Source organism: Pandoraea faecigallinarum (genome assembly GCF_001029105.3).
Lineage (GTDB): Bacteria > Pseudomonadota > Gammaproteobacteria > Burkholderiales > Burkholderiaceae > Pandoraea > Pandoraea faecigallinarum.
The window spans coordinates 997,440-1,023,529 of sequence record NZ_CP011807.3; the positions used below are offsets into that span (position 1 = coordinate 997,440).

The window sequence follows — 26,090 nt, forward strand, 5'->3', positions numbered from 1 at the left end:
TTGATCTGGGCGGTGTTGGAGTCCATCTGTTCGATTGTCGCGTGCCATTCACGTTTTGCGCGTCAGGTGCAAGGACGAGGCATCTCCTGGTGTCAGGGGAAAGCGGCGCGCTCGCATACTCGGCACGTCGCCGAGCGCGGATTTGCTCGGCCGGAGATGTCATGTCGCTGCCGTTGTTCGGTGATTTTTCGTGTATAGGCGGCGGAGGAGCTTCCGGCGTTGCGGTAACGATCAGCGCCGAGCGTGTCGATAGCTTCGTTGCTCGCTGGATAGGCGGTCATCTCGTCGAGTCGGTCAGTTTCGCATTCGAGCCGCTAGCGCGGGACGTTGCCGTGCAATGGAATCTGGCAACCAACTGTTTGCTGAAGATGATGAGACTGAAGCAGTTGCCGGAGCTCGCGGTGAAGTCGTTGATCGAGCACATAATTCGACTGCTTGTCACCGGGCACAGAAACAACTACACGCACCTGCTCGATCGTCCTCAGCATATCGAGGCGCAGGCGCGCGCCGCAATCGCGCTAATCCAGTCAGATCCGTTGGGCTGGCGAACGCTCTCGGCCGTGGCGCTGAAGCTCGGTTGTGCGACTGCGGCACTTGACAAGGGGATTCGACGCCTGGCGGGAAAGGGCTTCTCCGAACTTCACTACGAGGCGCGCCTGGATGGTGTTCATCAGGCGTTGGCCAACGGTGAGGGGAAGGGGTTTGTGGGGACGTTGCGAGCCTTTGGATTTTCCATCTCCGAGCGGTTTGTGCTCGCGTATAGCCGCCGATTCGGAGAGCCGCCCAGTTCGACTTATCGAAATAACCCTAACGCAGAGGGCGTTGCGACGCTCGTTGAGCGGCGCGAAGGCGGATTCAGCGAAGAGGTAATCAACAGGTTCATCGACGAGTCGATCAAAAAACCGATTTCGCTTGCGGATCTGGCGCGACTTGTCGGTATGAGCGAGCACGCGACGATCGCTGCATTCAAGTCCCAGTTTTCGAGGACACCAATTCAATACGTCATAGAGCGAAAACTGGACCGCGCTGGCGATATGTTGAGACGCGGGTCTGAAAGCATTCTCGCGATTGCGTTGGAGTGTGGCTTTGGAACACAAAGCTACTTGACGTCGAAGATGAAGCGGCACTGGGGTGTTACGCCCGGTCAGGTTCGTGCGGCATCGAGGCAAAGCGATAGGGGAGGGGCGGTCGCTCTTCGGTAATTGGGCTGAGTCGGTGTCGGTGGTTTGTCGATTTATTTGAAGAATTTGCCGACAGATGTTCTGCGCTCTTGTTGTTATATTTGTTGCGGTGGGAAGTCGATAGAAATTCTTTGGTGTCCGAAGAATATTTTCGTTATTTATATGCTCAGGGATGATGAATATGGTGAGTCAGACGAGTAGTGTCGAGAATTTTCCCGTGAAGATCGGCGGTGGGGTTTTGAAAGATCAATCCGGCTTTACGCTGATTGAGGCGCTGGTGGTCATGGTGGTCGGTGTGGCGGTCTTGGCCGGCGCCGCTGCGGGGATTGGTCGGCTATTTGCGGCAAGTAACGTCTCCACCGAGGCGCAAAATATTACGCTAATTGCCGCAAATATCCAAAGCATGAAAGACGGACCTCAGGGCTACAAGGCCCTTAGCATGGCGACAGCGAAGGCGTTCAATGTTATTCCCGGGAATATGACGGTTTCTGGCGACGACAAGTCGCCGGTCGTCACAAATGTCTGGAATGGCACGGTCACGTTCGCGCCGGTCTCAGGTGACAAGTCTTTCGATATCACATATGAGGGGGTCCCGGCTGAAGCGTGCAACCAACTTGCCTTGAAGCTTAAAGGCGGCGGCTGGGAAGCCATGCAGGCCGGAAGTGCTTCTATCAAGGCAGAATCGAGTTTAGCTGATATCGATAAGGCATGTAAGGCGGCGGGCGGCAAGATGGTCTTTCGGTCGCGCTAAGTGAGTCTTGGTTCGTAGCTCGATCTTTTGGCCGCGGAGATGAATGGCATGAATGTTATATAAACCAAACATTTCGAATGACTAATGAATTGACTGCCGGGTTGATTGGGCTGGTTGTTGGGAGTTTCGTCAATGTGGTCGTTTTTCGCCTTCCCGATCTGTTGCGTGTCGAGGTTCAAAGTGTTTGGGCGGTGCTCAAGGGGCTTTCTTTTCCGGGGTCCTCGTGCCCGTGTTGTGCGAAGCGACTGGTGTGGTGGGAGAACGTGCCTGTAGTGAGTTACGTGATCCTCCACGGGAAGTGTAGGACCTGTGGGTATGCAATCCCGATCCGGTATGTCGGGATCGAGCTTCTGGTGTGCCTTGAGTACCTAGCGTTGGCGATTATTGGGCAGTGGAGCGTCTTTCCGATCTTTCTGATCACGACGCTCACGATCCTGGCCTTCCTCGATCTCGAACATCGCCTGCTGCCGGATTTATTGACGCTTCCGTTGCTCGCTGTTGGGATTCTGGGGGCTGCGTTAAGTGAGAGCCGGTCGATAGCCGGTGCTTGCGCGGCCGCCGCACTGGCATTCGGGTATTTCTTTCTTGTTTGCTTTGCAAGCAAGCGGATTGCCGGCCGCGACGCGCTTGGCGGGGGTGACGCAAAGCTTGCCGCCGCGCTTGGCGCCTGGTTTGGAGTAGCTGGTGTCGGAATGATCGTGTTTCTGTCGGGAATCATATCGTTGGTCATTGCGTTAGCGCGCAGAGCCGATGGCAAAGAAGGCGTCGGCGAGAAATTTCCGTTTGGGACGGCGCTTTGTGCTGTTGCTGTAGGCGAATTCTTCCTTTCTGCGTCGTTGCGTGATGTTGGATCGTTGTGGCCTGCGTTGACGGGAAGCGTGTTTTGATCCTCTGCGATGTTGTTCACACGCGCGCGGACGTTGGGGTTTCGCTGCAGCTTTAGAGGATGCCGGCATGTATGCATTGGCAATTGCGATGCTGATAATTCAGGTCATCTCGTTCGAGGTTTACCAGGTTTGGTATTTCCAATACACCTCGGAATTTTCGAGGAAAGAAGGGCTCAACGATCTGGCCTCGTTTGCCGGGGCAATCCGCGCCGTCTCGGACGAGCTTTGCACAAAGGTCGAGCGGCGTAGCCCAGGAGGGTACGAAGTGACGCGGAGCAACGTCGATAAAGGACTGACGAAGACATCGCAGCTTTGGGTGGAGCATGCGGGATGGTGCGATTCGAACGACAAGAGCGCATGCCTTTGGGGGGCAATCGTCAAAGGAAACACGCTTTGGACCTATCGCCTACCTCGCTACAAATCACCGGACAAGCAGTACGCTGAACTGATCAATCGCGGTCGGCGTGAAGCTTTCTTTGTGTCATGGTTGTCGGAAAAAGGATTCGGCGTCGGCGTTTGGCCTCTCCCCCAATCCTCGATGCCCGATTTTTGGCGCGATGTGCCGGAGCAACGCATACCTAATGGTTCGATTGTGCGCTACGAAACGATATGTGTAGAAAAATAATGAACCGCGTTGCGACGCTTTTCGTGTTCGGTTACTGCGTTGTGCCGTTGTCGTCTGGTGCGCAGGGCCGGGTGGCCAATGGTCCCGTCATCTCGTCTCCCTTGATGAGCGCCGCGTCTTCGTGGGGTGAGCAAAAGGTCGAACGTGTTGGCACTGGGCAGATTCCTCCTGCTCAGGACGTTGTGTCCACCGCGCGCGAGGCGTTGCCTAGCGAGGGGAATGCGGATGTTTCTGTATCCCACATCACAATGTCGTCGTCTGATGCGCCCGTTCCAATGGAACGTGGGGGCATGGTTCGTGAAAACGAAGCGCTAAACGGAAGAATGACCGGCGATACACCTGCTCATTCGCTGTCCTCCGCCGAAGTGGCGACTTCGAAGTGGGAAGTCCTGCAAGGCGCGTCGTTGCAAGACGGCTTGAAACGCTGGGCCGATGCCATGGGTTACGAGCTTGTGTGGGACGCACCTTACGATTTTCCGATTCGCGCCAGTCTGGTGTTCGACGGCGATTTCGTCGCAGCAGTAACGAAGCTCTTCGACGCGTATCGGGACGCGGGACGACCTTTGCAGGTCGATATATATAAGGAGCAACGTCTGGTGCGTGTGTTCCCTCAGGACGATGTGGCCTATGAATAAGACCTTACAGATCGCGATGGCGGTGGTCCTCACGCTTGGCGCGAGCGCGTGCTCGTTCAGACGAGGCGTCGAGACCCGGAGCGAAGAAGTACTTCGCGCGGCCACCGCGAATGTGGACACGCTGCGCAACGCGTCGCTGCCTAGCGCGGTGACCGTGCACGACAAGGGTTTTTGGGTGTCGACCCGCGAGGTGCCATTGAAGCGCGGCACTGTCGACGTTTCCTGCAACATCACGCTTATGCAGACTTCGCCGATTTCGCTCTTCGAACTCGGCTCCCGGATCGAAAGCATTTGCGGAATTCCGGTCGACGTCGACGTGAGTCAACCTGTTAAACAAGCCAACGGCAGCCAGTCGGACCGTGAATCGGGCCGTGAAGCTCAGTCGCTGCCAACGCTCTTGAGTCGTCCAGACGCGCAGCGAGCCATGGGAGCGTCTGTGCCCATGCTCGCGGAGCTCAAGTGGTCGGGGGCACTATCCGGGTTGCTGGGCCAGGTAACGTCGCAGACTGGCACGCACTGGGAAGCCACCGGGGGGAGAATTCGGATATTCAAGTTCGCCACCAAGGTTTTCAGGATATACGCGTTACCTGGTACCGAGGCATTGTCCACGTCCATGGGAACCGCAGGCTCGCTTACCAGTGGTAGCGCGTCGTCCGGCGGAGGTGGTGGCATGTCAGGTGGTGGCATGTCGGGCGGGGCATCCGGAGGGAGCATGGGCGGTGGCACGGTAGGCACGTCGACGCAGAACGTTCAGATATCGGTGAAGCAGTCGATCATGAGCGACGTTGAGAAGGCCGTCACCGGCATGCTCTCGCGCGATGGATCGATGGTGCTGTCGCCGTCGACCGCCTCAGTCGCTGTCACGGACACACCTGCAGTGCTTGCCCGCGTTCGTGATTACGTCGAGCAGCAAAACCGAATTCTCACGACACAAGTTGTTCTGAACGTCAAGATTCTGAGCGTGACGTTTGACCGAGCCGATCAGTATGCGATCGATTGGAACAAGCTGGCTTACGCCTCGTCTCGCTTTGGACTGTCATTGGCGTCGCAAGCGGCGCTGGAACAAAACACCAAGGCACGGCATGGCGAGGTCCAAATTCTTCGAGGTCCATTCAAGGATACCAAGCTCTTGGTAGACGCCCTCTCGACGCAAGGAAAGGTTTCCGTGGTGACGCAGCCTTCGGTCACAACTTTGAACCTCCAAGCCGTACCTATGCAGGTTGCGACGCAGACGGCTTACGCTGCGGCGGTGACAAACACGGTGACACCGCAGGTGGGGACCAGCACTGGCATCACCCCAGGAACCGTGACGACCGGTTTCAACATGCTGCTGCTACCTTACGCCATGCCGGATGGGCGGGTGCTGCTCAAGTACGACATCGGCATCAGCAACCTTAAACATATTGACAAGTTCGGTGATGCAGCCAGGGGACAGGTGCAGTTACCCACCGTCGACCAGTGGGCTTTCAGCCAGAAGGTTCGACTTCGTTCAGGCGAAACGCTTGTCCTCTCTGGATACGATCAGGATCAGAACAGTACCGATGACAGTGGAACATTCGTTCCACAGAACATCTTGATGGGCGGCTCCAATGCGGCACAGCGCCGGCACACAGTCATTGTCATCTTGATCAATCCTGTAGTCATATCGTAGTGAGAAGCCAATGTCGCTGAACGCGCCGATGCACATCCGCATTCTGGGCAATGACGTGGTAGCGGGATTGCTTTGGCAGCCACCACAGCGTCAGTACAACGCCGGACAGATCCGTGCAGCAGCCAAGGAACTTCACTGTTCCGGGTATGTGCAATTGAAGCTCGGGAACAAGCAGCTTCAATTTGCACTTGCCCAAAGAGGAGGATCGTCATCCGGGCAGTATTCGCTAGCCGCGATGCTGTCGCAACGGGTGCCGCACGCCAATTGGGCTGGTGTTTTCGAGCTTCCAGGCGGGAAGTACACGTTCGTGTGCGTGCTTGGTGGCGCAATCATGCCGGGGACCGATCTCGTCGGCGATCTCGATGACATCCGTCTGCGATTTACAGAGACACTCGACCTGATCGCCGGGGCGAACAAGACGCTCGGCATAGTCTACGCGCCTGAGGCGTTGGGTGCGGGTGAATGGACGAATGAGCGACTCGAGAACCTGATCACGAAGTCTACCTTCGTTCGATCCGTGAAGGTTAGGGCGCTGCCCGGCAACGTGAGCCGAAGGGGAATCCTGATGGCGTTGGGAGCCGCTTCGACCGTTGCAGTGGTTGCCGGGGGTGGTATCTGGTGGCGAGGAAAGCGTCGCGATCGACAAATGGGGGATATCAAGCCCGCGCCGCGGATCGTCGAAGTTCCTCCGCCCAAATCCTGGACGCTGAGTCCCGACGCCCGCACATTGTCGCAGTACTGGATCGACACGCTCGACAATATTCCCTACTCAGTGGCCGGATGGACGATTTCACGAGTGCATCTCGCCGCGTCGGAGCTGCTTTGCGAATACACACGCGGTATCGACGGCTTTCCTGAGGATGAGTTCCTGGAGGGATTTAGAAGGCAGGGTGGCTTTCAAGTCGACGTGGATTCGGACGGTAAGGCAGTGGTCAGGCGTGCGCTGTCCATTCCCAAACACTTGCCTCGCGCAGTTGCGACAGTGCTGACCTCGAAGGAACTCTTGTCGAAGTGGGCGTCGCGGTTTCAACGCTTCGGTGTTGTTCCCCCGAAGCTGGAAAGTGTCCCTCCCAAAGTTCCGGAGGAAGGGCCGGCAGGCGGTAACGAGCGCGTGCGTTTGCGTTGGGCGACGCCAGATTGGCAGGTATTCGGTTGGTCATTCCAAACCCGCATATCACCGAACATTCTTTTCAGTGATTTTGGGATTCCAGGGATCGAACTGGTGTCGTTGGACGTGACGGGTTTCTCCGATAGTGGAATGGATTGGAAGTTGGAGGGAATGGTTTATGCAACAGCAGCTTAATGTCGTTTTTCTCGCCAGTGCGATTCTGGCTGCTACTACCTGTCACGCAGACGAACAGGCGCTTCCGGGGGACAACGGGAAGGCCGGCGTGGAGCGGACGAATGCGTCGGGATTTGTCGACCGCCTCGGACGACTGCAGACGGAGGTGGTGTTGCTCAAGGCAGAGGCCGCGCGGGCTCAGGCGCAGCTCAGCCTGGAACAGGCGCGGGCACCGCTTGACGCTAACAGGCGCCAGGGGGTGGCCGCGATCACCAGCATTTACGGTCGTGATCAGAATCTTTATGCAGTGGCCCAGTTTAAGGATGGCCGCACGCAAACAGTGAGAGCTGGCGACCACCTGTCGAACGGATACGTTGTGAAACGGGTGTCGATTTCGTCCGTGACGCTCGTGAGGAAAGGCGACGAGATTCATATCGACCTCGCCCCTGTACGTCCGCCGAGCCTCGTGTATGGCAATGCGGGGGGCGCGCTGGATACGCCTCCGCTCCCGGATCGCATGTATCGATGAGCAAGATGACCTACGAGGACATTCTCGAACTGGTCCGGTCCGGGGCGCAAGTTCTGTCCGACAGCGCGGATGCGCTCGGCGTTGACGTCGAAAATCGTTCGCTGATGTGTTGCATTAAAGTGCAGGCCAAGGTGGCCGTCCTTGTGGTGTCAGCATCGCACGTGCTTGAGCCGCATGTGCTTTCCTACCAGGAGACACTCCGACGAAGAGGGTATACGTTCTCTCGCATCCAATGTTCGATGCAGGAAATACAGGAGTTGTACCGCGTTTCCCGGCGCGATCTCGACGCGGAGGCGGGCAACGAGACGGAGTGGCAATCCCGAGTCGTCCGGCTAATCGAGAAAGGGGCGGGATTGCGAGCCTCTGACGTGCACATTACGGTGCGGCGTGACCATTGTGACGTGAGGTGCCGCATCAACGGGGAACTTGTTCTACTGGAGCAACTGCGTCCTGCCGACGGGCTTCGTGTGTGCGCGACCATCTACCAGAGCATGTGCGACGTTGCCGAGCCGACATTCAAGCCGCATCAAGCGCAGCGCGCACGCATGAAGGAGGAGTTCCTCTCGGAATGCGGGCTGAATGGTGCACGCGTCAATACCCGGCCATTGGTACGTGGAATGCTCATGGTCATCCGTTTGTTGTACGCCGACAGCGGAAGATCCAGCAAGTCGCTTGGCGATCTTGGGTACTTTCCCGAGCAGCAGGCGATGCTCAAAAGCATGACGCGTCTACGTTCCGGCATTGTCCTGTTCTCGGGAGCAACAGGGAGCGGGAAAAGTACGACATTGAAGGTCGTTCTCGAAGAGAGCATTAAAGCGCGTCCGACGGACCACATTCTCACACTCGAAGATCCTCCCGAATATGAAATCGGCGGAGCTAACCAGTCTCCCGTGATGGGCGACCGTGGCGACGCCAAGGACGAGGAACATGTTTGGGCCATGGCAATTTCCGATGCGATGCGTCTGGATCCGGATGTGATCATGATCGGGGAAGTTCGCGATGCCATTACCGCCAAGATGGCAATTAGAGCCGCCATGACAGGGCACTTCGTGTGGACAACGATTCACGCCAACGACGCGCTTGCCACGCTGTCCCGGCTGGAGGACGAAGGCACGCCGAAGACACTTCTTACCGATCACAAGCTGATCGTCGGCCTTGTTAATCAGTCGCTGGTTCAGGTCCTCTGCGACCAATGCAAGATCCCCCTGATTGGGAACGAACATTGCCTTGATGCAGAAACGCTAGAGCGCGTCCGCAGATTCTGCGTCGAGCGGGGTGTGTTCTTGCAGGGGCCCGGCTGTGGCGGCTGCGATCACACCGGTGTAGCGGGGCGGACAGTCGTTGCTGAGATCATAAGGACCTCTGCTGGCCTGATGCAGGCGTTCGGATCGGGGCATCACTATCAGGCCCTGCAGTACTGGTTGGAGCAAATGGATGGCATGAGCAAAATGCGCTCGTTAATACGCAAGATCGACGCGGGACACGTCGATCCGCGCGCCGGCGAGCGCGTTCTAGGCCCTCTTGCTGACGACTGCTAATCGCGAGCTTATGAATACTAACAGCCTGATCGCATCGTTGAATCTATGGTTCGCCAAGACCCAGTTTGGCACGAGTTCTCGCATTGAATTTTACGAGACGCTTGCCCTGATGCTGGAGAATCGCGTGCTCGTCGCAGAGGCACTATCGGAGATGTGCGCGGTTGCGAGTCGCAACGGAAAGAACATGAATCAGCCAATGGCGATCATCATGAATGACTGCCTGGAGTCGATCAATCAGGGTGCTTCCCTCGCAGATGCCCTCGGTCCGTGGGTCGATTCGAACGAAGTTGGGGTTTTGGCCGCAGGCGAGCGCTCGGGCGATCTGTCGCGCGCTGTCTATGACGTCATCGCCCTGCTTAAGGCGCAGCAGCGAATCATGGCGGCTGTGGTGGGCGCTTCGATGTATCCCCTGGTGCTGCTGGCCATGCTGGCGATGCTTTTGCATATTGTCGCGACCAGCCTTGTGCCGAAACTGTCGTCGGTATCGAAGCCGGAGACGTGGGAGGGGCCGGCATATCTACTGTATTTGATCTCGAATTTCGTCAACTCATACGGTACTACCGTGGTGGTGTCGCTTGTCATGATCGTGGTCTTAATTTGGATATCGTTGCCGAGACTGGGTGGCGGTATTCGAGTTGCGCTCGATGGAGTACCTCCCTGGTCCATTTACAGGGACATTCACGGTGCGATTTTCATGCTTAACGTCTCGCTTCTGATCGGTTCGGGGCTGATGTTGCAGCAAGCGCTTGAACTGCTAAGGGATCGTGCTGCTTCGTCGTGGCTGCGCGTTCGAATCGAAGCAACGCTGGAGCGTATCGCGGCCGGTCGTGATCTGGGCCAAGCCTTGGAAGATTCCAATCTTAACTTCCCGAGCGCACGCGCTATTTCCTATCTGAAACTATTTTCGAAGCGTTCCGGTTTCGACGCCTCGATGTCGAACTTCGCCAAGAAGTGGCTGGACAAGACGATTGACGGCGTTCAAGGGGCCTCGAAGATTTTCTTGTTAGCCACAATTATCTTGATGGGTGGAATGTTGACGCTGGTGGTCGGAGCGGTTTCCAGTATAGAAAGCGCAATCGAGCAATCGACCGTTCAGTAATTTCCAATTTGCACCGACTTATGAAAAATCCGGTACACGGCACGCCGCGCGGCGATAGCGTCGCACTTGGTGGGCTTTCGGAAAGCGGGAGGGCTCTAGTTTCCCGGCTCCTGAGTAACCCACAGGTGATGGAGGTCATGCGTAACGCAGATGGAACGGTGTGGGTTGAATCGGCCGATAAGGGCATGCATCTCACCAACGAGTCGATTTCAGAGCAGGATGCTATTGGAATATTGCGTGCGAGCATGAATCCTTCGACTTCGGGCCGCGAGATTCCGGACACCCGGAATCTCATCGAAGGGGTTTTGGGCGAACAGCGCGCCCGTGTCGTTGGTCTTCTTCCGCCGATTTCGACCAGCCCCGTTTTTGCGATCCGGAAGCATGCTCGCGCGATGTTCTCGTTGGACGACTATCGAGATATGGGAATCATAGATTCCCTCCGAAGTAATTTTGTTGCCGATCGCAATACCGATGAGTTGGCAGAAATGAGTTTCGAACATCCCGTTGACGCCATCAAGTATTTGGTTCGTGAGCGAAAGAATATTCTTATTGTGGGGCCTGCCGGCAGCGGAAAGACAACATTGGCAAACACTCTGCTCAACGAAATTGCAGAGCAGACCCCAGGCAATCGCCTCATTATCCTCGAAGACGCTGCCGAACTTCAGACGCGAATACCTAATAAAGTTGCACTGACGACTTCGCTCGATATTGATATGCGAGCGCTGCTTCGCATTACGATGAGATTGCGCCCGGACCGAATCATCATCGGAGAGATACGTGGTTGGGAAGCCTACACGCTACTGAAGGGATGGACATCGGGCCATCCCGGCGGCGTCGCGACGCTGCACGCAAGTGATTCTCAGGAAGCGTTGTCCAAACTATCCCACTACATCTTCGAAGAACCCGCAGCACAGTGTTTTACATCCGAATCCATAGGCTGGATGATTTCTCAGGCCGTTGATGTTGTGATGGTGATCGGAAAGTCAAACAACTCGGCGGGGCGACGCGTCAAAGAGATATGCGAAGTCAGAAACTACATGAATGGCAGGTTCAACTTCAACATTTTGCGATATCAGCCCAATACCGGTGCCTACGCGTTCAAGAGTCATATGTGAAGCGACGCATGAACGGTTGACCTTGGGACGCCGGTCGTCTGATCAAGATGGACATGAATGTGCTTCTTTCTCACGCAAGAGCTCTTCTCGCTGCCTCGTTGCTTTGGTTGGTTGCGCCTCAGGCGGTACTTGGGCAGAACAGTGCGAAGGCAAGCGAGCCCGCAGAGCCCTTCAAAGGTGCTCCGGATCCCGATGAGCGATTCAGATGCTCCGTGATTGCCGCATATGAGTTTGCGCTTCCTGTGGACGTAATGCTGGCAGTTGCAGAGCAGGAGGGAGGTGCCATAGGCCAATGGAAGAAAAATAGGAACGGTACCTATGACATTGGCGTGATGCAGTTCAACACCCAATACCTGAAAGAGCTGTCGAGATTCGGCGTCTCGGCCGCAGATGTTTCCGGGCCTGGCTGCTATCCGTATCGATTGGCCGCATGGAGAATTCGCCGCCATATTTCTCTCGATGACGGAGATGTGTGGGAGCGGATTGCGAACTATCACTCCCGGACCCCGGCACTAAATATGAAGTACAGGGTGGCGATCATGTCACGGAGCGCCAAGTGGGCGCAGAGATTGATCGGGATGGGAATATTTTGAACGAACTGGCGAGAGCCAGGCGTGCGGGGGTTATGGACAAACTGAAGAAGAGAGTCGATATTCGCGCAGGGCTATTGGGCATCTATATCTGCGTGGTCGTTGCGCCACTTTACTGGCGTCGCCTTCCCTTTCGTTCCGATTTGTGTGGCAATCTGCCGGGCATTATTGCCGGTGTCGTTCTCTTCACCTCCGCTGTCATCGCCGTGCTGATGGCCCCCCGCTTGGCTCGTCGAGATCCGTCGCTAAAGTCGGTCATGATTGCCGTTGTTGCGGCGTTCGTTTTTTTTGGAGGGGCAATCGCCGATTTTGCATCGGTTCTCGACAGCTTCATGCCGAGTCGTCCATCTTTGCAAAATGGTCAAAAGCACTGCCACTTCAGATGGCGGTCTGCATCTTCGTGGCGACCTGGTGTTTGAGTCAAAGAGCGCTCTGGCAATCACGCACGCATTTTGCAGAAGTCGAGAAATATAACGAAAATGACTTTCGCAAGCATCGCGTAAATTCCCCCGGAGGCGTCGGAAAATGCCCCGGTAGAGTTTTACCGGCCAGGCGAACGCGATGGCCGCGTTGCTTAAAGAACTCCAGTCGGAAACAGGAGTGTGGAACGGATGAAGTTCAATGATTTTCGCGGATGGCGTCTTTGCAGATGTGCCGTCGTTGCTGGGCTGTTCGCTTGGGGCAACGCGGCAGACGCGGGGCAAAACGAGGTCGATCTTTCGGCGGCTGCCTCGAGGCGAGAGGCGCTGGCATCCGCTCAAGGTTCGAATTCCGCTGCTTCCGGCACGATTCAGGAACTCGGTTCACTTATCCGAAACAAGAAAGTGACAGAGCTCCGCACGGCCTATAACGGGCGCCATGGTGCGAGTCTGCTGCTCGACCCGGGTGACATGACCTACTACGTTACGCTGTTCACAGGCGAGCATTTCTGGCGGGCCGCTAAATTAAGCGACGAGAGAGCTGCCGAGAATTTGTATGAAGAATTTGTGCGCAGAACGCGGGCACTCGCCGAGATTGAAATTCGCAGACTCACGCTCGAAGCCGAGAAAGCCGTAGTGGAACATGAGTTGGGCGACGCCGAGGCGCGTTTGCTCGCAGCACGGAACGACCTGGCGATTCAGCGTCAACAGGAGCTGCGCCTGGATGCGGACCAACAAGCCGAGAGAAATCAGGTTTCCGCGCTCAAGAAAGAATATACCGCTGCGCGTCACCATTTGAGGGAACTAGAGGCGCGGATTCTGGCGGTGGAAGCGGCGCAGCATGGTACTAAATCAGGGGCGATCGACTGCGTTGACAGATCAGCAGAAAGTGGGGCAGTTGTCGGTTGCACGCGGTAGTGCTCGGTGAGTTGTGATTGCGCCTTCCCGGTTTGAGTCCCCGCCCTATTTTCCTTGATCCGCTTGGGTTTTCTGTGCCAAATCCGGAGCGAGTTTTTCGGCGTATGATCCGCTTGGGTTTTCTGTGCCAAATCCGGAGCGAGTTTTTCGGCGTATTGATCCGCTTGGGTTTTCTGTGCCAAATCCGGAGCGAGTTTTTCGGCGTATTGATCCGCTTGGGTTTTCTGTGCCAAATCCGGAGCGAGTTTTTCGGCGTATTGATCCGCTTGGGTTTTCTGTGCCAAATCCGGAGCGAGTTTTTCGGCGTATCGGGTCAAGTCGGCCCGGGTAAAAACACCAATTGTCGGGCGAATTCGGCCGGCGCCAGCTCTTTGAGAGCTGAGTGAGGCCGACTCTCGTTGTAGTCCCCGCGCCATGCCTCGATAGTCGCTTTCGCTTCGCCCAGCGTCTGGAACCAATGCAAGTTCAAACACTCATCACGGAATGATCCGTTAAATGTCTCAATGTGGCAATTGTCCGTGGGCTTTCCTGGGCGACTGAAATCGATTTTCGACTTGTTGTGATATGCCCACATGTCAAGCAATCGCCCGGAAAACTCACTGCCGTTGTCTACGAAAATATGCCGAGGAGCACCGCGTCTGGCCGCGATACGATTGAGCGCCGACACCACATGTTCTCCCCTCAACCGTTGACCAACTTCGATGGCCAGAGCTTCTTTCGTGAATACATCGACAATTGTCAGCGCGCGAAACTTCGAGCCATCTGCGAGTTGATCGGCGACGAAATCCATACTCCAGGCATCATTCGGTTTGCGCGGCATGATTTTCTGCACGCGCGTGACGACCGTCTTGCGGCGCTTGGGAAGTTTCGATCGTAATTGCAATTGCTCTTCGCAATACAGCCGATATGCTTGATCCCTGCCCAACTGCCAGCCTTCACGCCGCAGCAGTACATGCACGCGCCGATAGCCATAGCGCACCCGCGTATAGGCAATTTCGCGCATGCGGGCACGAAGCTCGGCGCGAGGATCTTTCACGCTTTGGTAGTACTGCGTGCTGCGAGGTTGCTTCACCAAACGACAGGCCCGCCTCATTGTCAATCCATAGTGGCTTATCACGTAATCCACCACGTCTTTCCTCAGCGCGGGCCGGGCCACTTTTTTGAAGCAACATCCTGCAGAATGGCCTTGTCCAGGCTTAGCTCGGCCACTAGCTTCTTGAGCCGTGCGTTCTCGTCTTGCAACTGTTTGAGCTCACGTACCTGATCTGACTGCATACCGGCGTATTGCTTCTTCCAGCGATAAAACGTCTGCTCCGAAATACCGACGTGACGGATGAGATCGGCCACCGGCATACCCAACTCGGCCTGCTTCAGTACCGCCACGATCTGCTCGACTGAAAAGCGCTTACGTTTCATAGCAAACTCCTCCTTTTTCCAAGGGGAAAGTTTGCCGAAAAACTAACGTCCTAGGTGGTCCAGTTTTCTCATTGCAGATCAGGCGGCCTTTAGACTTTTTTTCGCACCACCTCTTGCAGGATCTGCTTATCGAGCGTCAGGTCGGCGACGATACGCCGCAGGCGTGCGTTCTCGTCTTCGAGTTGCTTGAGCTTGCGCATCTCGCTAATGCCGAAATCGGCGTACTTCTTCTTCCACGTGTAGAAGGTTGCCTCCGACACGCCAAGCTGCCGACAAACGTCGACCACCGGCGTGCCGCTCTCGGCCAGTCGCAGTGCAAAGGCGATCTGCTCTTCGGAAAATCTCGAGCGTTTCATGGCGACTCCTCGCCCCGTTTGGGGCGCCGAGAAGCAACTTTACCTCTAGTTTTGACCTGTACCGATATTCCGGGGACACGTCAGTGGACTATTCGCGTGGTGACGCTATTGCAGCCGCTTACCCATGCGTCGACCGGCACGGCGCAGATTTGAGCAATGCGCAGCGTTTCCGGAGCCGGGGAATAGGCGTGTTCTGGATAGCGATGAGAAACCTGACAATTGGAGTCTAAGTTTCGCGGTAAAGCAACTTAGGATACGGACGAAGCCATTGAGACCATCCTGCAATAAAATGGGCGATCACCCATTCGAAAAAGCTAACTACGCAAGCATTCTGCATGTCGTTCTCAACGATAGGTCTTTTCGATCATGCAGAAAATCTCAAATCGCACCCAAAACGAATTCACTAGCACTTCGGTTGCGTTAGCGCAGGAAGTATTTCGCAAACACATATTCTGTATTGCAGCTGCACTTGCATTCTCGACGATGGGCTCCGTTTCGTTTGCTGCCACCGGGACGAAAGACAACTCGTGGACGCCGATTGGCGTCGACGCAGCAAGAGCTGGAGAGACCGATGTAGCAAAGGTGATTGCGGATGGTCACCGTCGCTCCGCAACCGCAATGCCGTCGCCGGCGGATCTCTTGAAAAAGCAGAATGAGGATATCCGGCAGGCAACAGTCAGGAATGAGCGGGCCGGCGTCGAGGCGCGGGCGAAGGAGCGCGAAGAGGCGGCAGCTGAACGTTTGCGCCAAACTGTCTACACCGGTAAGCGAAACGCTCAGGCTCTAAGAGCTGCGGTAAGTGTTCTTTCTCCTACGGATCAAGTGATCGCTCGTGCAGCAATTGACCGCGGTGAGATTAAGAATGCCGAGCAAATTCCTGAAACGCTATTGCGTGATAAGCGTGCTCTAGAAGTTCTTCTCAAGGCGCTTGTACTGTCTCCGATGGAGAAGCATTCTTCTCCTCAATCTCTGCCGGATGCCGATATGGAGAATCGAGGCGAGAACGGCGCACGCGCTATTGAAACCCTGATTCAGAAGCTACAACTTGCGAAGAACAAACAAGAACAAGCGGTTACGGATGGTCACCGGCGCTCTGCAACTGCAATGCCGTCGCCGGCAGATCTCTTGAAGCAGCAGAATGAGGATATCCGGCAGGCAACAGTCAGGAACGAGCGGGCCGGCGTCGAGGCGCGGGCGAAGCAACGCGAAGAGGCGGCAGTTGAACGTTTGCGCCAAACTGTCTACACCGGTAAGCGAAACGCTCAGGCTCTAAGAGCGGCGGTAAGTGTTCTTTCTCCTGCGGATCAAGTGATCGCTCGTGCAGCAATTGACCGCGGTGAGATTAAGAATGCCGAGCAAATTCCTGAAACGCTATTGCGCGATAAGCGTGCTCTAGAAGTTCTTCTCAAGGCGCTTGTACTGTCTCCGATGGAGAAGCATTCTTCTCCTCAATCTCTGCCGGATGCCGATATGGAGAATCGAGGCGAGAACGGCGCACGCGCTATTGAAACCCTGATTCAGAAGCTACAAATTGCGAAGATCAAACAAGAACAAGCGGTTGCGGATGGTCACCGGCGCTCTGCAACCGCAATGCCGTCGCCGGCGGATCTCTTGAAGCAGCAGAATGAGGATATCCGGCAGGCAACAGTCAGGAACGAGCGGGCCGGCGTCGAGGCGCGGGCGAAGCAACGCGAAGAGGCGGCAGCCGAACGTTTGCGCCAAACTGTCTACACCGGTAAGCGAAACGCTCAGGCTCTAAGAGCGGCGGTAAGTGTTCTTTCTCCTGCGGATCAAGTGATCGCTCGTGCAGCAATTGACCGCGGCGAAATCAAGAACGCGGCCCAAATCCCGGGGTTTCTGCTAAAAGTCCGCGCAGAGGTCAAGGCGAGGGTTGAGTTGAACAACGCATTAGCCAAGTTGTCGAATGCTCATCAAGTACTTGTGCGTGAAGCGCTCGCCGCTGGGAAAATTGATGTGTATCAGGCGATCGCGTCCGCTAACAAGTTAGCTTTGGCTGAGGCATTTGCTTCGTTACCCAAAGAGATTCAGGAAAAGCTTCTGACGCAGTATGCTTCGGGGCAATTCACCGATGCGGCTCAGTTGAAGGCCCAGGCAACACTGGTGCAAACCCAACTGATCGATCAAGACCGTCGTGCCGCGCTTGTGCTGCCCCAGATGGGATTTGCTGCCGAGCAAAACGCCGCGCGTTTGCAGCAGGGGATGCGTGATCGTCTGGCCGGTGATAACGCCTTCATGCAGAACAGCGGCACTCAGTCCGATATCACCTCCGGCCGAAGGAATGTCTGGGCACAAGCCTCCGGTGACCAAAGCAACGGCAATGGTAGCGCAGGTGCGCCGGGCTTCTCAATGCGTGGCGCGGGGGTCAATGTGGGGGCGGACACCACTTTCGACAATAGCCGTGTCGGTATCGCACTTGGCTACGCCAACGCGACTATCGATGCGAGCGGCAAGCACGCCAAGTCAAAGGTCGACACGTTCGGCGTAGGCCTCTATGGCTCGCACAGCATCAACGACTGGTTTGCCAATGCCGGTGTTTCGTACTCGGCACACTCCATCAAGAGTGATCGAAATGCACTAGTAGGCGGCACCAGCTATGGCATGTCTGCCAAAACACACGGCGATACAGTGGGTGGCTTCGTAGAATTTGGCAAGAAGATTGAGACGTCGCTGGTCAATATCACACCAAGCGTGACGGCGCGGGTCAACAACACGTCGATCAAAGGTTTTACGGAAAGCGGTATTGGCTCAGCCACCGTAGACAAGAACGAATATCTCTCTGCCCGCGTCGGTTTCGGCGTGCGTCTCTGGAAAGACTTTGGCGACGCAAACCATCACATTACGCCGTCGCTTCGCATCGCTTATGAACGAGAAGTTGCCGACAGCGCACCGTCGATGAACGTCGTACTACACGGTATTAATGGCCTCCCTCCGACGCGCGCGAGCCTTTCAGGTTTGAAGCTTGGCCGTGACATCATCAGCGCACAGGCGGGCGTGACGATGCAACTGAGCAAACGACTGTCGGCAAACGCGGCAGTCAATACGAGCTGGAGGCAGCACGAAACCCAGGTCGGCGCCAGTGGCTCCATCGTGTATCACTGGTAAGGCACGGAAGCTAAGCGGGACTGTCTACGGGCATGTTCCCCGCTCATGAACCGGAAAAAGCTCTAACAATAGCCAACAAAAAGAACGTCGCTGAGAACGACCTTCGCCCGTTTGAGGACTCAAATGGGCTTTTTTGGCGTTAGGGGGCACCAAATCCCGCGAGCGACCTGTTCAGCCGCAGGCTTGCGGTTCCACGAAATCGATGGCTTATCGCGAAATGGGCATGACATATGTGTCGCTAAGATTACCCGCCTTGGATCATGCGATTATCCCGTTCGCACATTCCCGCCTATGTCCGGTATTTCTAATTCAGCTAAATCACGACCTAGCCCAGCGAGAAGGTCAATCGGCCATCAGGGCGGTTTCACACTTATCGAGATGCTTGTGGCACTAACGGTAGCGATTTCGCTTCTCGCCGTCGCTGCAACGTTAATAAAGCGGGAAAGTACCGATATTGCGGCGACGAATACGGCTGAGCAGCTCCGAGTGCTCGGCGACGCGGCGTTGCTGGCGATAGGCGCGACAGGTGAATACCGGTATTCGACGGATATGTCTAAGTCTGCGGATGCCGCACCGATTGCAAAATTCCTTCCTCCGAATCTCGCGTCGTTGACGGTTAGCCCGTTTGACCACCCTTACTTTGTATTTGTTAAGGGACAGGGGAGCGGTGAGGGGGTTCTTGCGTGCACCAGAGTGCCGTCCCTCGGCGTGGGGGCGAAGATTGCATCGTTATTGGGCGTCAATGGTCTATACGTTTCAGTTCGCCGTGATGGCACTTATGCGTTTTCCGGAGTCGCTGGCACCTTGGGACAGGAGTCGCCTTTTAGCATTCGATATCTGGGGATGGTCAGGTCCGAGCTCGACTTGGAGCCAGGGGGCCAGCCTAAGAACGTGTTTGCGATCTTCTGGTCATCCCTGATAATTCGAGGATGACGAGAAAGAAATACGCGAGTGACATAAGCCGAGAGAAGTTCTCGGAGATCGAGCCGCTGTTGCGCAGCGTGCGCCGGCGCACGAAGCCCACGACGGTGGACTTGTACGAGGTGTTTTGCGCGGTGCTGTATCTGTTGCGTACAGGTTGCCAATGGCGCTTCTTGCCCAGCGAGTTTCCCAAGTGGCAAACCGTCTACGCGTATTTCAGCAAATGGAGTCAGCCTGACCAGCACGGCGTGAGCGTGCTGGAGCAGGCACTCAAAAAATCAGGTTGGCGCGGCGCGCACAAGACAGGGACGCAGCGCCAGCACGACGTTCTTGATCGTGGACGCGCAGAGCGTGAAGAACACTGACACGGCAGCGCATAAGGGTTATGACGCGGGCAAGAAGGTGTCGGGCATCAAGCGTCATATTGCCGTAGACACGCAGGGCTTGCCGCACGCCGTGGCGGTAACCACTGCCGAGGTGACCGATCGCAAAGGAGCGTTGCTGGCGTTCGAGCACGGCAAGCCTCGCTTGGGACAGGTGCAAAGTGTGCTGGTCGATGGCGGTTACGTGGGCGAACCCTTCGCGCAGGGCGTGCGCGAGATCTTGGGCGAGCGGGTCACGGTGCAGATCGCCAAACGCAGCGAACTGCATACTTTCAAGGTCCTGCCGCAGCGTTGGGTCGTCGAGCGCAGTTTCGCCTGGCTGGAGAAGAACCGGCGCTTATGGAAGAACTGTGAGCGTTTGCTCAACACCAGCTTGCAGTTTGTCCATCTCGCCTTTTTGGCACTGCTGCTCAGGAGATCGTAAACCGGCTCTAAGGGGGGCCAGACTGCGGGGCGTCCAAGCGCGGTTTGCTACGCGACGTCGACTACGCAAGCAGAAATGCACAAAGATAAAGATGCATGGTTGCATCGAGCCAGCGAGCCAGGTCATGAAGACTGGAACAGAATGAATGCCGATATTGACATGAATGGTCGTAATTTAACGCATGTGAGGCAGATGTCGATCAGTTTGGACGATGCGGCGGGAGGAGGGAAGAGTAGCGGGGCGACGCTCGGTGCTTGCACTTCAATGCCAGAATCGATCGACGCAATCCTCTTTGCGGGGAAGGGTATTTGCTTGACGCTGCCGAAAGACTCTTATCTTGCCGTCGGTGGCTTGAAATTGTTTGAAAAAGGATTTTTGGGCTTCTCGTCTCCGGGGACTATTAGTGTTGGCGGCAAATGCTCGGCGCTAGGTCAAATGACGATGGGAGTCGGCAACAAAGTCCTGACATGCAGGAGATTCGACAACGGAACGGCGCTGAAGTGGGCTGATTCGAGTGGCAGCCCCCCAGTGAGGTTGGGGAATGCCATGACGAATGAATCTTTCATGTTCAATGGTGGGGTTGGGCCGAACCGTTTGGCTTTGGAGGATATTGAGACATCGATTCTATTGCTAGGGAATACGTCCCCTGCTACAGGCTCTTCGCTTCCACTCCGCCCCGACATTCCTAACGAGGACCGAACGTTTCAGGTAGAGAAAACCATTCCTGCGAACGGAGCTGCGCGCAACATTACTGTCGGCTTGAATCTTTATGCGTACGCTCAGTCTGATCACCCGGAGGAGCTTATTAATGTGTTGGACGGTGCAGCAAAGCATCCCTCTGTTGGTAACGCTGTCCTGCTTTATGCGATTGAAAGTTCGCCGGGAAATGGACTTGTATATGAACGTGTGCTTAACTACCAGCAATGCCACTTTCCTCTCGGTTTCGGAACGTGCCATATGACTGTTCGCATGTCCCCTGGCGGAAGCACAATAATCCGCGGAGTTTGGGGGGGCATATCGAGTGCGAATGGTGATCTCTACCGCAGCGATTCTGAGCTGGTCGCGATCCGCCAAAAGACTCGCGCGAAGTTCTATTTCGCCATGGACGAGCCGTTCTGCAATCAGGAGGGGGTTGTGAGTGGGAGTTGTGAGTCAAATGTGCCACCCTGATTGGCAGTGAAGTGCCCTCGGAAACTGGACAGTTTAAAACTGGAGAGGGGCTGCCTCTTTGGGTTGTACTGACCACTTTTGGACGAACTCGCTTGGGGTCAGATGGCCGAGCGAGCTGTGGGGACGATGATGGTTGTAGTCGTGCTGCCAAGCCGTCATTTTTTCTCGGAGGTCGTATAGCGTGACGAATTCATGCACGTTAAGTGTATCAGCCGGTACTTGACCTGACGGACAATGTGCGAAGTGTTGCCGTCCGGTGTGGTGCTCGAGTTGTCCTATCCTGACGACCCTGGGCCGGTTTTGAACGGCGAGAAACAGTCTGCACGGAAAAGTGGTTAACGAACCCGAGCGCAGAACTATCGGACACTGTCGGTCAGGTCAAATCCAGTCTCTTTCACGTTAAGGAATTCATCACGCAATCGACCATTGAAAGACTCGATCAGTCCATTATCGGTCGGCTTACCGGGGCGTGTGTAGTCGAGTTTCACCCCACGCCGGTATGCCCAGTCGTCTAGAGCGCGGGAGGTGAACTCTGTGCCGTTGTCACAAAACAGCGTGCGGGGCGCTCCGCGTTTGCTCCTCAGCTCATCCAGTGCACGCACGACATCTGAAGCGCTCAGTCGCTGGCCGATATCGATCGCTAGTGCTTCGCGCGTAAAGACGTCGGTGATGATCAGCGCGCGGAACCTCTGCCCGTTCGAAAGCTGGTCGGCGACAAAGTCCAAACTCCACGCCTGATTTGCCGCCGTCGACTTTGCACGTGCCGGGCGGCTCTTCTGTGCCCGTCGCTTGCGATTTGGTCTGTAGCGCAGCGACAGCCCTTCCTCACGATACAGACGGTACAGCCGATTCATGCTGACCTGATAGCCCCCCGGAGCGGCAGCACACGTATCTTGCGATAACGATGGCGCACACGCGTCGCCGCGATTTCACACATGCGCTGCCGCAATGCAGTCTGCGGGTCGCGGTGGCTGCGATACTGGTACACCGAGCGCGATATGGCCACCCGGCGGCAGGCACACCGTGCTGCTACTCCATAGGCGGCCTTTAGATAATCCACGCCGTGGTGCCTCGGCGAGGCTTCACCACTTTTCTCTCAATACGTCGATCAGCATTGCCTTGTCCAACGTCAGCGCCGTGCCCGCCTTCTTCAGTTGGGCGTTCTCGTCTTGAAGCTGCTTGAGCTGCCGCACCTGGCCCGTCTGCAAACCGGCATATACCTTCTTCCAGCGATAGAAGGTTTGCTCCGAAATGTCTATGTGACGAATCAGTTCGCTACCGGCAGGCCCGCTTCGGCCTGTTTCAACACCGCCACAATCTGCTCCACACTGAAGCGCTTGCGTTTCATCGTACGGCCCCTTTCATACTGAAAAAGTCCGCCGAAAACTCGTTTACGTCATGGCACTGTCTACTGGGGGCCGCTCACTCAGGTAAAGACCCGAAGTCATGACCACCCACTCCCCATCGCACCCGCCGTCGCGTGGCTGCTGTCGCCACTGCGCGTGGATCGCTAACGTTGGCCGGCAGGCGTGACGACTCGGGCGGCGTATACCCAACGGCGTAACGAAGGCGCTGATCGACCGGGACGCGACGGCGCCCCTATACCAGTGAAATGTCAGTGGAATGCATCGAATTGCGAACGCCAGACTCCGCCTGAATATTCGAACTTTGTTGTCGTGGCACGCAAATCGCCGATAGCGGGGCATTTGCCAGCGAGATTGCTCGGCATACGGCGACATGCGCCAGCGCAACGCCCCGCGCATCGATGCGACGGGGCGTCGTTCTTCAAGGGCTTAGAGTTCCGGCGCTTTGGCCGGTTGCTGGTTGGGCGCCGTGGCCGCTGGCGTGCCCGTTTGCGCAGCTTGCGGCGGACGCGGCATGTCGAGCGTGTCGTCAACGTGCAGATGGCCGCCATCCTTGGCCGAAGCGAAACCGTTGGTAAAACGCATCACGACATCGTCACCTTCGATACCCGCCGACTTCGGATTGCCGATGCCGAACGGCGGTGTTACCAGCGTCGAATTCGATTGCGTGCCTTGCCACACGATGCGGTACTTCGGCACTGCACAGCGGCTGGCGTCCGCGCATTCGGCGGTGATGGCCGCGGTGCCATGCGGCATCTCGTAGACCGCAACCACTTCCAGGCGCTGCGGCGCGATCTGCGCCTGATACACGTCGGTGGAAATCGTCTGGTTGGTCGCACCCACCAGACGCAGTTTCTGCACGCCGTTCTCCACCATGCTCACCACGCGCAGTCGGCGAGCGGCTTCCTCTGCCGGCAACCGACGTACCGAACCGCTCGCGGCCGGCGCGTCACCTGCCGAGGTAGCCGGGGCCACCTGAGCGGCAGAGGTCTGGGCTTCGGCGGTTGCCGCCGCCGCAGCCGCCGCGGCGGCATTGCGTGCGTTGATACGGTCGATGATGGCTTGCGACTCCTTGGCCGCCGCCTCGGCGCCGGCCATGGCGATGGCGGCGTCGAGGTCCGGCTGCGCGCCGGCGCCGATGCCGCGCTCGGCCGCGCCCGGCAGCAGGGCGTGCCTGGCGTCGAAGTCCATGGTGGCTTCCGGCAGGCCACGTGACTTTTCCGCGGTTTGCTTGGGCGCAGGGAAACTCGTCGGGTGGTTCTTGCTGGCCCGCGAGTTGTAGTACAGGTCGACGTCGCCGTTGCGCGAGAAGTGGCAACTGAAGGTCGGGATGCCCGGGATCGGGCGACCCTCATAGGCCATGTGGACCTCGACGTCGGCGCCGAACGGCTGGTAATTCGAGAACAGCCGGACGTCGTCGTCGTTGCTCAGGACGTAGCTGTCGCCGAACTTCCTGTTAAGCGCGGCCATGCAGCGACCTACCCAATAGGCGCGTGTGGCAACGAGGCGTCGGCCAGTGCCGATATGCGATTCGTAGGCCACGATCTGCGGATTGTCGAATTTGACGGTCCAGTCGTCGCCACCGTCCTTCACGTAACCGCTGAACTTGACCATCGTGCCTGGAACCAGAGGCCCAGTGTCGAAACCGTCGGGAATCTTCACGCGAATGTGGTCGATGCTCGCGGCTTGCAGCACGAGATCACCGTCGTCGATCTTCTGGAAGGAGGCTTGCCAGATGACGGCCTTGCCCTTGCAGTTGTCGTTGACGCGCTGGCTACATCCGGCGGCTTCGAATTGTTCGAGGGACATCTGGGACTGAGTGACCGGTGGACGCTTGTCGGTACAGCCGGACAGTGCTGCGGCGAGCGCCGCGGCGGCAGTGACACAAAAAATCGACTTCATCGTGAGAGGGGCGTTGTGTTCTATGTGATGGCGTGTGCGTATGCTCGGTCGTTGCACACCGGTCTCACAGACCCCGCATGCAAGGCTTAGCCGATGGATTAACGGCTTGCCTTGCGCGTTCTTTAACGCGCTGACGGCCTTTGACGGCAAGGGCGTCAGCGCGTCGTGTTGCGTGTTTCGTTACGTGAATCAGAGTCCCGGGGGCGCGAGTCCGAACCATTCAAATCCGGCCAATGTCGTGTTGCAGGCAAACATCAGCCACCTCTTGAAACGAGCATTATCCGGTGGCAAGCCCGCGTCGCGCCGCAACGTTGACCTGAGCCGAATCCAGGCACGTTCACTTGACTTTCACGAGCGGGGGCGGATAGTACGTGCCGTTGGCTACGCCATCGACCGGACCGTAGTATCTGAATGTCAGCCTGTATTTCGCGCCACGGGGTGTCGGAAGCCAGTTGGCTGCGGGCGCGTCTGCCGGCTTTTCCGCCGCGAAATAGAGCGTCAGCGAACCGTCGGCGCCATAGGTAAGACCGGCAGCCTCATTGAGAAGATATTTCTTCTGCTCGTTCGGCAGCACCCGGAAACGGGCACTGTCCACCGCGATCACCGACCAGAAATACGTGGCAAATCGTGACGGTAGCGCCCCCTTGGGAAAGGTCAGCGTGTATACATTGTCGCCATTCAACTCATTCCCATTGGCGTCCTTCGACGAACGATAGTAAAGCACCTCCGGCTTGATATTGGCCCAGATGCCACCGCGGTTCACCAGTGTGCGCGTCAGGTAATCGGTACTGTACTCGCCCACCACTGACGGTCTTGCCCACCCGTTGCGCAAACTGCCATGTCCAATGATGTCGCCGGCGCTGACCAATTCCTTGAATGCGCGCGAACGGATGACCCGGTCGATACGGGCACGCTCTGCCGGCATCTGTGCCGCGCCTGCGACCCGGCGTGCGAGCGCCTGAATTTCCCGAAAGCCGGGATTGCGATCGGTCTCGCTGTCCAGGGCGGAATTCGCCGAGTCAAATGCCTCGACGCCCGGGAACACCGTTTCGTCGAACATGAGCGTGCGTGGCACGTCAGGCGTGCGCACCGTTCCCGTGGAGGAAAGCGCGAACCGATGCTGGAGCGCGATCGCACCCTCCCAGTCGTTACCGAGGGCAACACGCGTGAGCATGCGCGCCTGCTTGACCGGTATGTCGATGCGTCGCGTGCCGTCGGGTAGACGGACATCGGCGTCGAAGTGGCAAAACGCGAAGTCGCCGGAAGATCTGCCCGGGTACAACCGTTCGTTGATATTGGCGAGCGTTTCACCCCACCCGTCCAAAAGCTGCACGGTAAAGTATCTGCCCTCGATTTTCGGCACGGAGATGACCGCGCAATGGCTGTCGTCGACAGCAATCCACGCCTCCGAATAAGCGACGTCCAGGTTCGGGTTCGGCCAGTCCACCGCGCCAGGCGCCCGGTGCACCAGTTCATTCCAGTGAAAGCCGTTACGGAAATCCAGTTGCTCCTGTCGCGCGATCAGAAGACGCCCAAGCAGGTAGATGTAGGCCTGGCTGATTTGCTCGTCAGTGAGCGTGGTTGACGCCGGAGCCGCTCTCGAACTCTGCGCAGCCGTTGTCGTGGGACTCTGCGCAGCGGCATGCGGCACCGTACCGACGCATATGGCGAAAGCGAGAACAGCGTGGCGAACTTTCATGACATCGCACTCCGGGTGAGGAAACCGTATTTGATCCTGGGGAAATGCAAGTGCAATTCTAACCAGTCTTCTTTCCGGCACAAGCGTGTCGCCACACAAAGTAATTTATATT

The 26,090-nt window shown here is 56.9% G+C and carries 22 protein-coding genes and 2 pseudogenes; 18 read left to right on the top strand and 6 right to left on the bottom strand.

The features are described from left to right. The first annotated feature begins 161 nt into the window (after nt 1-161). From AB870_RS04520 to AB870_RS04580, 14 genes are all read left to right on the top strand, one after another. Nucleotides 162-1,202 carry a helix-turn-helix domain-containing protein gene (locus tag AB870_RS04520; protein ID WP_053059561.1) on the top strand — a complete coding sequence of 347 codons (1,041 nt, stop codon included), beginning with the start codon at nt 162-164 and terminating at the stop codon, nt 1,200-1,202. A gap of 160 nt (nt 1,203-1,362) precedes the next feature. After that, complete coding sequence (locus AB870_RS04525; protein ID WP_053059739.1) at nt 1,363-1,932, top strand: type 4 pilus major pilin; 570 nt, start codon at nt 1,363-1,365, stop codon at nt 1,930-1,932. Between the two features lie 77 nt (nt 1,933-2,009). Continuing rightward, a complete protein-coding gene (locus AB870_RS04530) occupies nt 2,010-2,819 on the top strand; it encodes a prepilin peptidase (protein ID WP_047907113.1) in 810 nt (269 codons plus the stop codon). Nucleotides 2,820-2,886: 67 nt separating this feature from the next. Further along, nucleotides 2,887-3,444, top strand: a complete 558-nt coding sequence (locus AB870_RS04535) for a hypothetical protein (protein ID WP_047907114.1) — start codon at nt 2,887-2,889, stop codon at nt 3,442-3,444. After that, nucleotides 3,444-4,079: a toxin co-regulated pilus biosynthesis Q family protein gene (locus AB870_RS26970; RefSeq protein WP_197683854.1), complete on the top strand. Its 636-nt coding sequence runs from the start codon at nt 3,444-3,446 to the stop codon at nt 4,077-4,079. The genes AB870_RS04535 and AB870_RS26970 overlap by 1 nt, the downstream gene beginning before the upstream one ends. Continuing rightward, nucleotides 4,072-5,730 carry a PilN family type IVB pilus formation outer membrane protein gene (gene pilN / locus AB870_RS04545; RefSeq protein WP_053059563.1) on the top strand — a complete coding sequence of 553 codons (1,659 nt, stop codon included), beginning with the start codon at nt 4,072-4,074 and terminating at the stop codon, nt 5,728-5,730. The genes AB870_RS26970 and pilN overlap by 8 nt, the downstream gene beginning before the upstream one ends. A gap of 10 nt (nt 5,731-5,740) precedes the next feature. After that, nucleotides 5,741-7,033: a type 4b pilus protein PilO2 gene (gene pilO2 / locus AB870_RS04550; RefSeq protein ID WP_047907115.1), complete on the top strand. Its 1,293-nt coding sequence runs from the start codon at nt 5,741-5,743 to the stop codon at nt 7,031-7,033. Continuing rightward, complete coding sequence (gene pilP, locus AB870_RS04555; protein WP_047907116.1) at nt 7,017-7,541, top strand: type IV pilus biogenesis protein PilP; 525 nt, start codon at nt 7,017-7,019, stop codon at nt 7,539-7,541. The genes pilO2 and pilP overlap by 17 nt, the downstream gene beginning before the upstream one ends. Next, entirely contained in the window at nt 7,538-9,079 is a 1,542-nt protein-coding gene (locus AB870_RS04560) for a GspE/PulE family protein (RefSeq protein WP_053059564.1), read from the top strand. Before pilP ends, AB870_RS04560 begins: the two co-directional genes overlap by 4 nt. Nucleotides 9,080-9,089: 10 nt before the next feature. Next, on the top strand, nt 9,090-10,178 hold the full coding sequence (locus tag AB870_RS04565) for a type II secretion system F family protein (RefSeq protein WP_047907117.1): 1,089 nt from the start codon (nt 9,090-9,092) through the stop codon (nt 10,176-10,178). A gap of 137 nt (nt 10,179-10,315) precedes the next feature. Further along, nucleotides 10,316-11,293, top strand: a complete 978-nt coding sequence (locus AB870_RS04570; RefSeq protein ID WP_237170045.1) for an ATPase, T2SS/T4P/T4SS family — start codon at nt 10,316-10,318, stop codon at nt 11,291-11,293. Nucleotides 11,294-11,346: 53 nt separating this feature from the next. After that, the gene (locus AB870_RS04575; protein WP_197683855.1) at nt 11,347-11,886 is read left to right on the top strand and encodes a lysozyme family protein; all 540 of its coding nucleotides are present in this window, start codon (nt 11,347-11,349) and stop codon (nt 11,884-11,886) included. Between the two features lie 32 nt (nt 11,887-11,918). Next, a complete protein-coding gene (locus AB870_RS26270; protein WP_157112231.1) occupies nt 11,919-12,302 on the top strand; it encodes a hypothetical protein in 384 nt (127 codons plus the stop codon). Nucleotides 12,303-12,494: 192 nt separating this feature from the next. Then, the gene (locus AB870_RS04580) at nt 12,495-13,220 is read left to right on the top strand and encodes a DUF2968 domain-containing protein (RefSeq protein WP_064674770.1); all 726 of its coding nucleotides are present in this window, start codon (nt 12,495-12,497) and stop codon (nt 13,218-13,220) included. 313 nt (nt 13,221-13,533) lie between these two features. Here the strand turns inward: AB870_RS04580 and AB870_RS04585 are convergent. Both AB870_RS04585 and AB870_RS04595 read right to left on the bottom strand, forming a co-directional pair. After that, nucleotides 13,534-14,636, bottom strand: a protein-coding gene (locus AB870_RS04585; RefSeq protein WP_157112232.1) for an IS3 family transposase whose coding sequence is annotated in 2 segments (ribosomal slippage) — nt 13,534-14,384 and nt 14,384-14,636 — 1,104 coding nt in all. Because the reading frame shifts where the segments join, the coding sequence is not laid out codon by codon here. Nucleotides 14,637-14,731: 95 nt separating this feature from the next. Next, a pseudogene (locus AB870_RS04595) lies at nt 14,732-14,992 on the bottom strand (transposase); the annotation flags it as partial. Nucleotides 14,993-15,358: 366 nt separating this feature from the next. On the opposite strand from AB870_RS04595, the gene AB870_RS04600 reads away from it, so the two are divergent. The 4 genes from AB870_RS04600 to AB870_RS04620 all read left to right on the top strand — a co-directional run bounded on the left by AB870_RS04600 (nt 15,359) and on the right by AB870_RS04620 (nt 21,013). Then, nucleotides 15,359-18,115, top strand: coding sequence for an autotransporter outer membrane beta-barrel domain-containing protein (locus AB870_RS04600; protein ID WP_084663328.1), 2,757 nt, complete (start codon nt 15,359-15,361; stop codon nt 18,113-18,115). A 384-nt stretch (nt 18,116-18,499) separates the two neighbouring features. Next, nucleotides 18,500-19,048, top strand: a complete 549-nt coding sequence (locus tag AB870_RS27030) for a hypothetical protein (RefSeq protein ID WP_071386837.1) — start codon at nt 18,500-18,502, stop codon at nt 19,046-19,048. Continuing rightward, a protein-coding gene (locus tag AB870_RS25480; protein WP_418303967.1) for an IS5 family transposase occupies nt 19,045-19,843 on the top strand; the annotation gives its coding sequence in 2 pieces (ribosomal slippage) (nt 19,045-19,316 and nt 19,315-19,843; 801 coding nt in all). Before AB870_RS27030 ends, AB870_RS25480 begins: the two co-directional genes overlap by 4 nt. A gap of 75 nt (nt 19,844-19,918) precedes the next feature. After that, nucleotides 19,919-21,013, top strand: coding sequence for a hypothetical protein (locus AB870_RS04620; RefSeq protein ID WP_071386838.1), 1,095 nt, complete (start codon nt 19,919-19,921; stop codon nt 21,011-21,013). A 33-nt stretch (nt 21,014-21,046) separates the two neighbouring features. Here the strand turns inward: AB870_RS04620 and AB870_RS27495 are convergent, their stop codons facing one another. The 4 genes and pseudogenes from AB870_RS27495 to AB870_RS04640 form a co-directional block, all read right to left on the bottom strand. Next, nucleotides 21,047-21,172 carry an integrase core domain-containing protein gene (locus AB870_RS27495; protein WP_084664311.1) on the bottom strand — a complete coding sequence of 42 codons (126 nt, stop codon included), beginning with the start codon at nt 21,170-21,172 and terminating at the stop codon, nt 21,047-21,049. 236 nt (nt 21,173-21,408) lie between these two features. Beyond that, nucleotides 21,409-22,361: pseudogene (locus tag AB870_RS04625) on the bottom strand (IS3 family transposase); the annotation flags it as partial. Nucleotides 22,362-22,806: 445 nt separating this feature from the next. Continuing rightward, a complete protein-coding gene (locus AB870_RS04635) occupies nt 22,807-24,186 on the bottom strand; it encodes a hypothetical protein (protein WP_157112234.1) in 1,380 nt (459 codons plus the stop codon). A gap of 430 nt (nt 24,187-24,616) precedes the next feature. Continuing rightward, nucleotides 24,617-26,077: a DUF1214 domain-containing protein gene (locus tag AB870_RS04640; protein WP_237170046.1), complete on the bottom strand. Its 1,461-nt coding sequence runs from the start codon at nt 26,075-26,077 to the stop codon at nt 24,617-24,619. Nucleotides 26,078-26,090: the final 13 nt, after the last annotated feature.

What these genes read in the sequence shown, in the direction of transcription:
- AB870_RS04600 (WP_084663328.1), top strand. Translation starts at nt 15,359, where the DNA reads ATGCAGAAAATCTCAAATCGCACCCAAAACGAATTCACTAGCACTTCG.
- pilP (WP_047907116.1), top strand. Translation starts at nt 7,017, where the DNA reads ATGCAACAGCAGCTTAATGTCGTTTTTCTCGCCAGTGCGATTCTGGCT.
- AB870_RS04565 (WP_047907117.1), top strand. Translation starts at nt 9,090, where the DNA reads ATGAATACTAACAGCCTGATCGCATCGTTGAATCTATGGTTCGCCAAG.
- AB870_RS04530 (WP_047907113.1), top strand. Translation starts at nt 2,010, where the DNA reads ATGACTAATGAATTGACTGCCGGGTTGATTGGGCTGGTTGTTGGGAGT.
- AB870_RS04575 (WP_197683855.1), top strand. Translation starts at nt 11,347, where the DNA reads ATGAATGTGCTTCTTTCTCACGCAAGAGCTCTTCTCGCTGCCTCGTTG.
- AB870_RS04580 (WP_064674770.1), top strand. Translation starts at nt 12,495, where the DNA reads ATGAAGTTCAATGATTTTCGCGGATGGCGTCTTTGCAGATGTGCCGTC.
- AB870_RS04620 (WP_071386838.1), top strand. Translation starts at nt 19,919, where the DNA reads ATGCACAAAGATAAAGATGCATGGTTGCATCGAGCCAGCGAGCCAGGT.
- AB870_RS04520 (WP_053059561.1), top strand. Translation starts at nt 162, where the DNA reads ATGTCGCTGCCGTTGTTCGGTGATTTTTCGTGTATAGGCGGCGGAGGA.
- pilN (WP_053059563.1), top strand. Translation starts at nt 4,072, where the DNA reads ATGAATAAGACCTTACAGATCGCGATGGCGGTGGTCCTCACGCTTGGC.
- pilO2 (WP_047907115.1), top strand. Translation starts at nt 5,741, where the DNA reads ATGTCGCTGAACGCGCCGATGCACATCCGCATTCTGGGCAATGACGTG.
- AB870_RS26270 (WP_157112231.1), top strand. Translation starts at nt 11,919, where the DNA reads ATGGACAAACTGAAGAAGAGAGTCGATATTCGCGCAGGGCTATTGGGC.
- AB870_RS04570 (WP_237170045.1), top strand. Translation starts at nt 10,316, where the DNA reads ATGCGTAACGCAGATGGAACGGTGTGGGTTGAATCGGCCGATAAGGGC.
- AB870_RS04635 (WP_157112234.1), bottom strand. Translation starts at nt 24,186, where the DNA reads ATGTCCCTCGAACAATTCGAAGCCGCCGGATGTAGCCAGCGCGTCAAC.
- AB870_RS04525 (WP_053059739.1), top strand. Translation starts at nt 1,363, where the DNA reads ATGGTGAGTCAGACGAGTAGTGTCGAGAATTTTCCCGTGAAGATCGGC.
- AB870_RS04535 (WP_047907114.1), top strand. Translation starts at nt 2,887, where the DNA reads ATGTATGCATTGGCAATTGCGATGCTGATAATTCAGGTCATCTCGTTC.
- AB870_RS04560 (WP_053059564.1), top strand. Translation starts at nt 7,538, where the DNA reads ATGAGCAAGATGACCTACGAGGACATTCTCGAACTGGTCCGGTCCGGG.
- AB870_RS26970 (WP_197683854.1), top strand. Translation starts at nt 3,444, where the DNA reads ATGAACCGCGTTGCGACGCTTTTCGTGTTCGGTTACTGCGTTGTGCCG.
- AB870_RS27495 (WP_084664311.1), bottom strand. Translation starts at nt 21,172, where the DNA reads ATGACGGCTTGGCAGCACGACTACAACCATCATCGTCCCCACAGCTCG.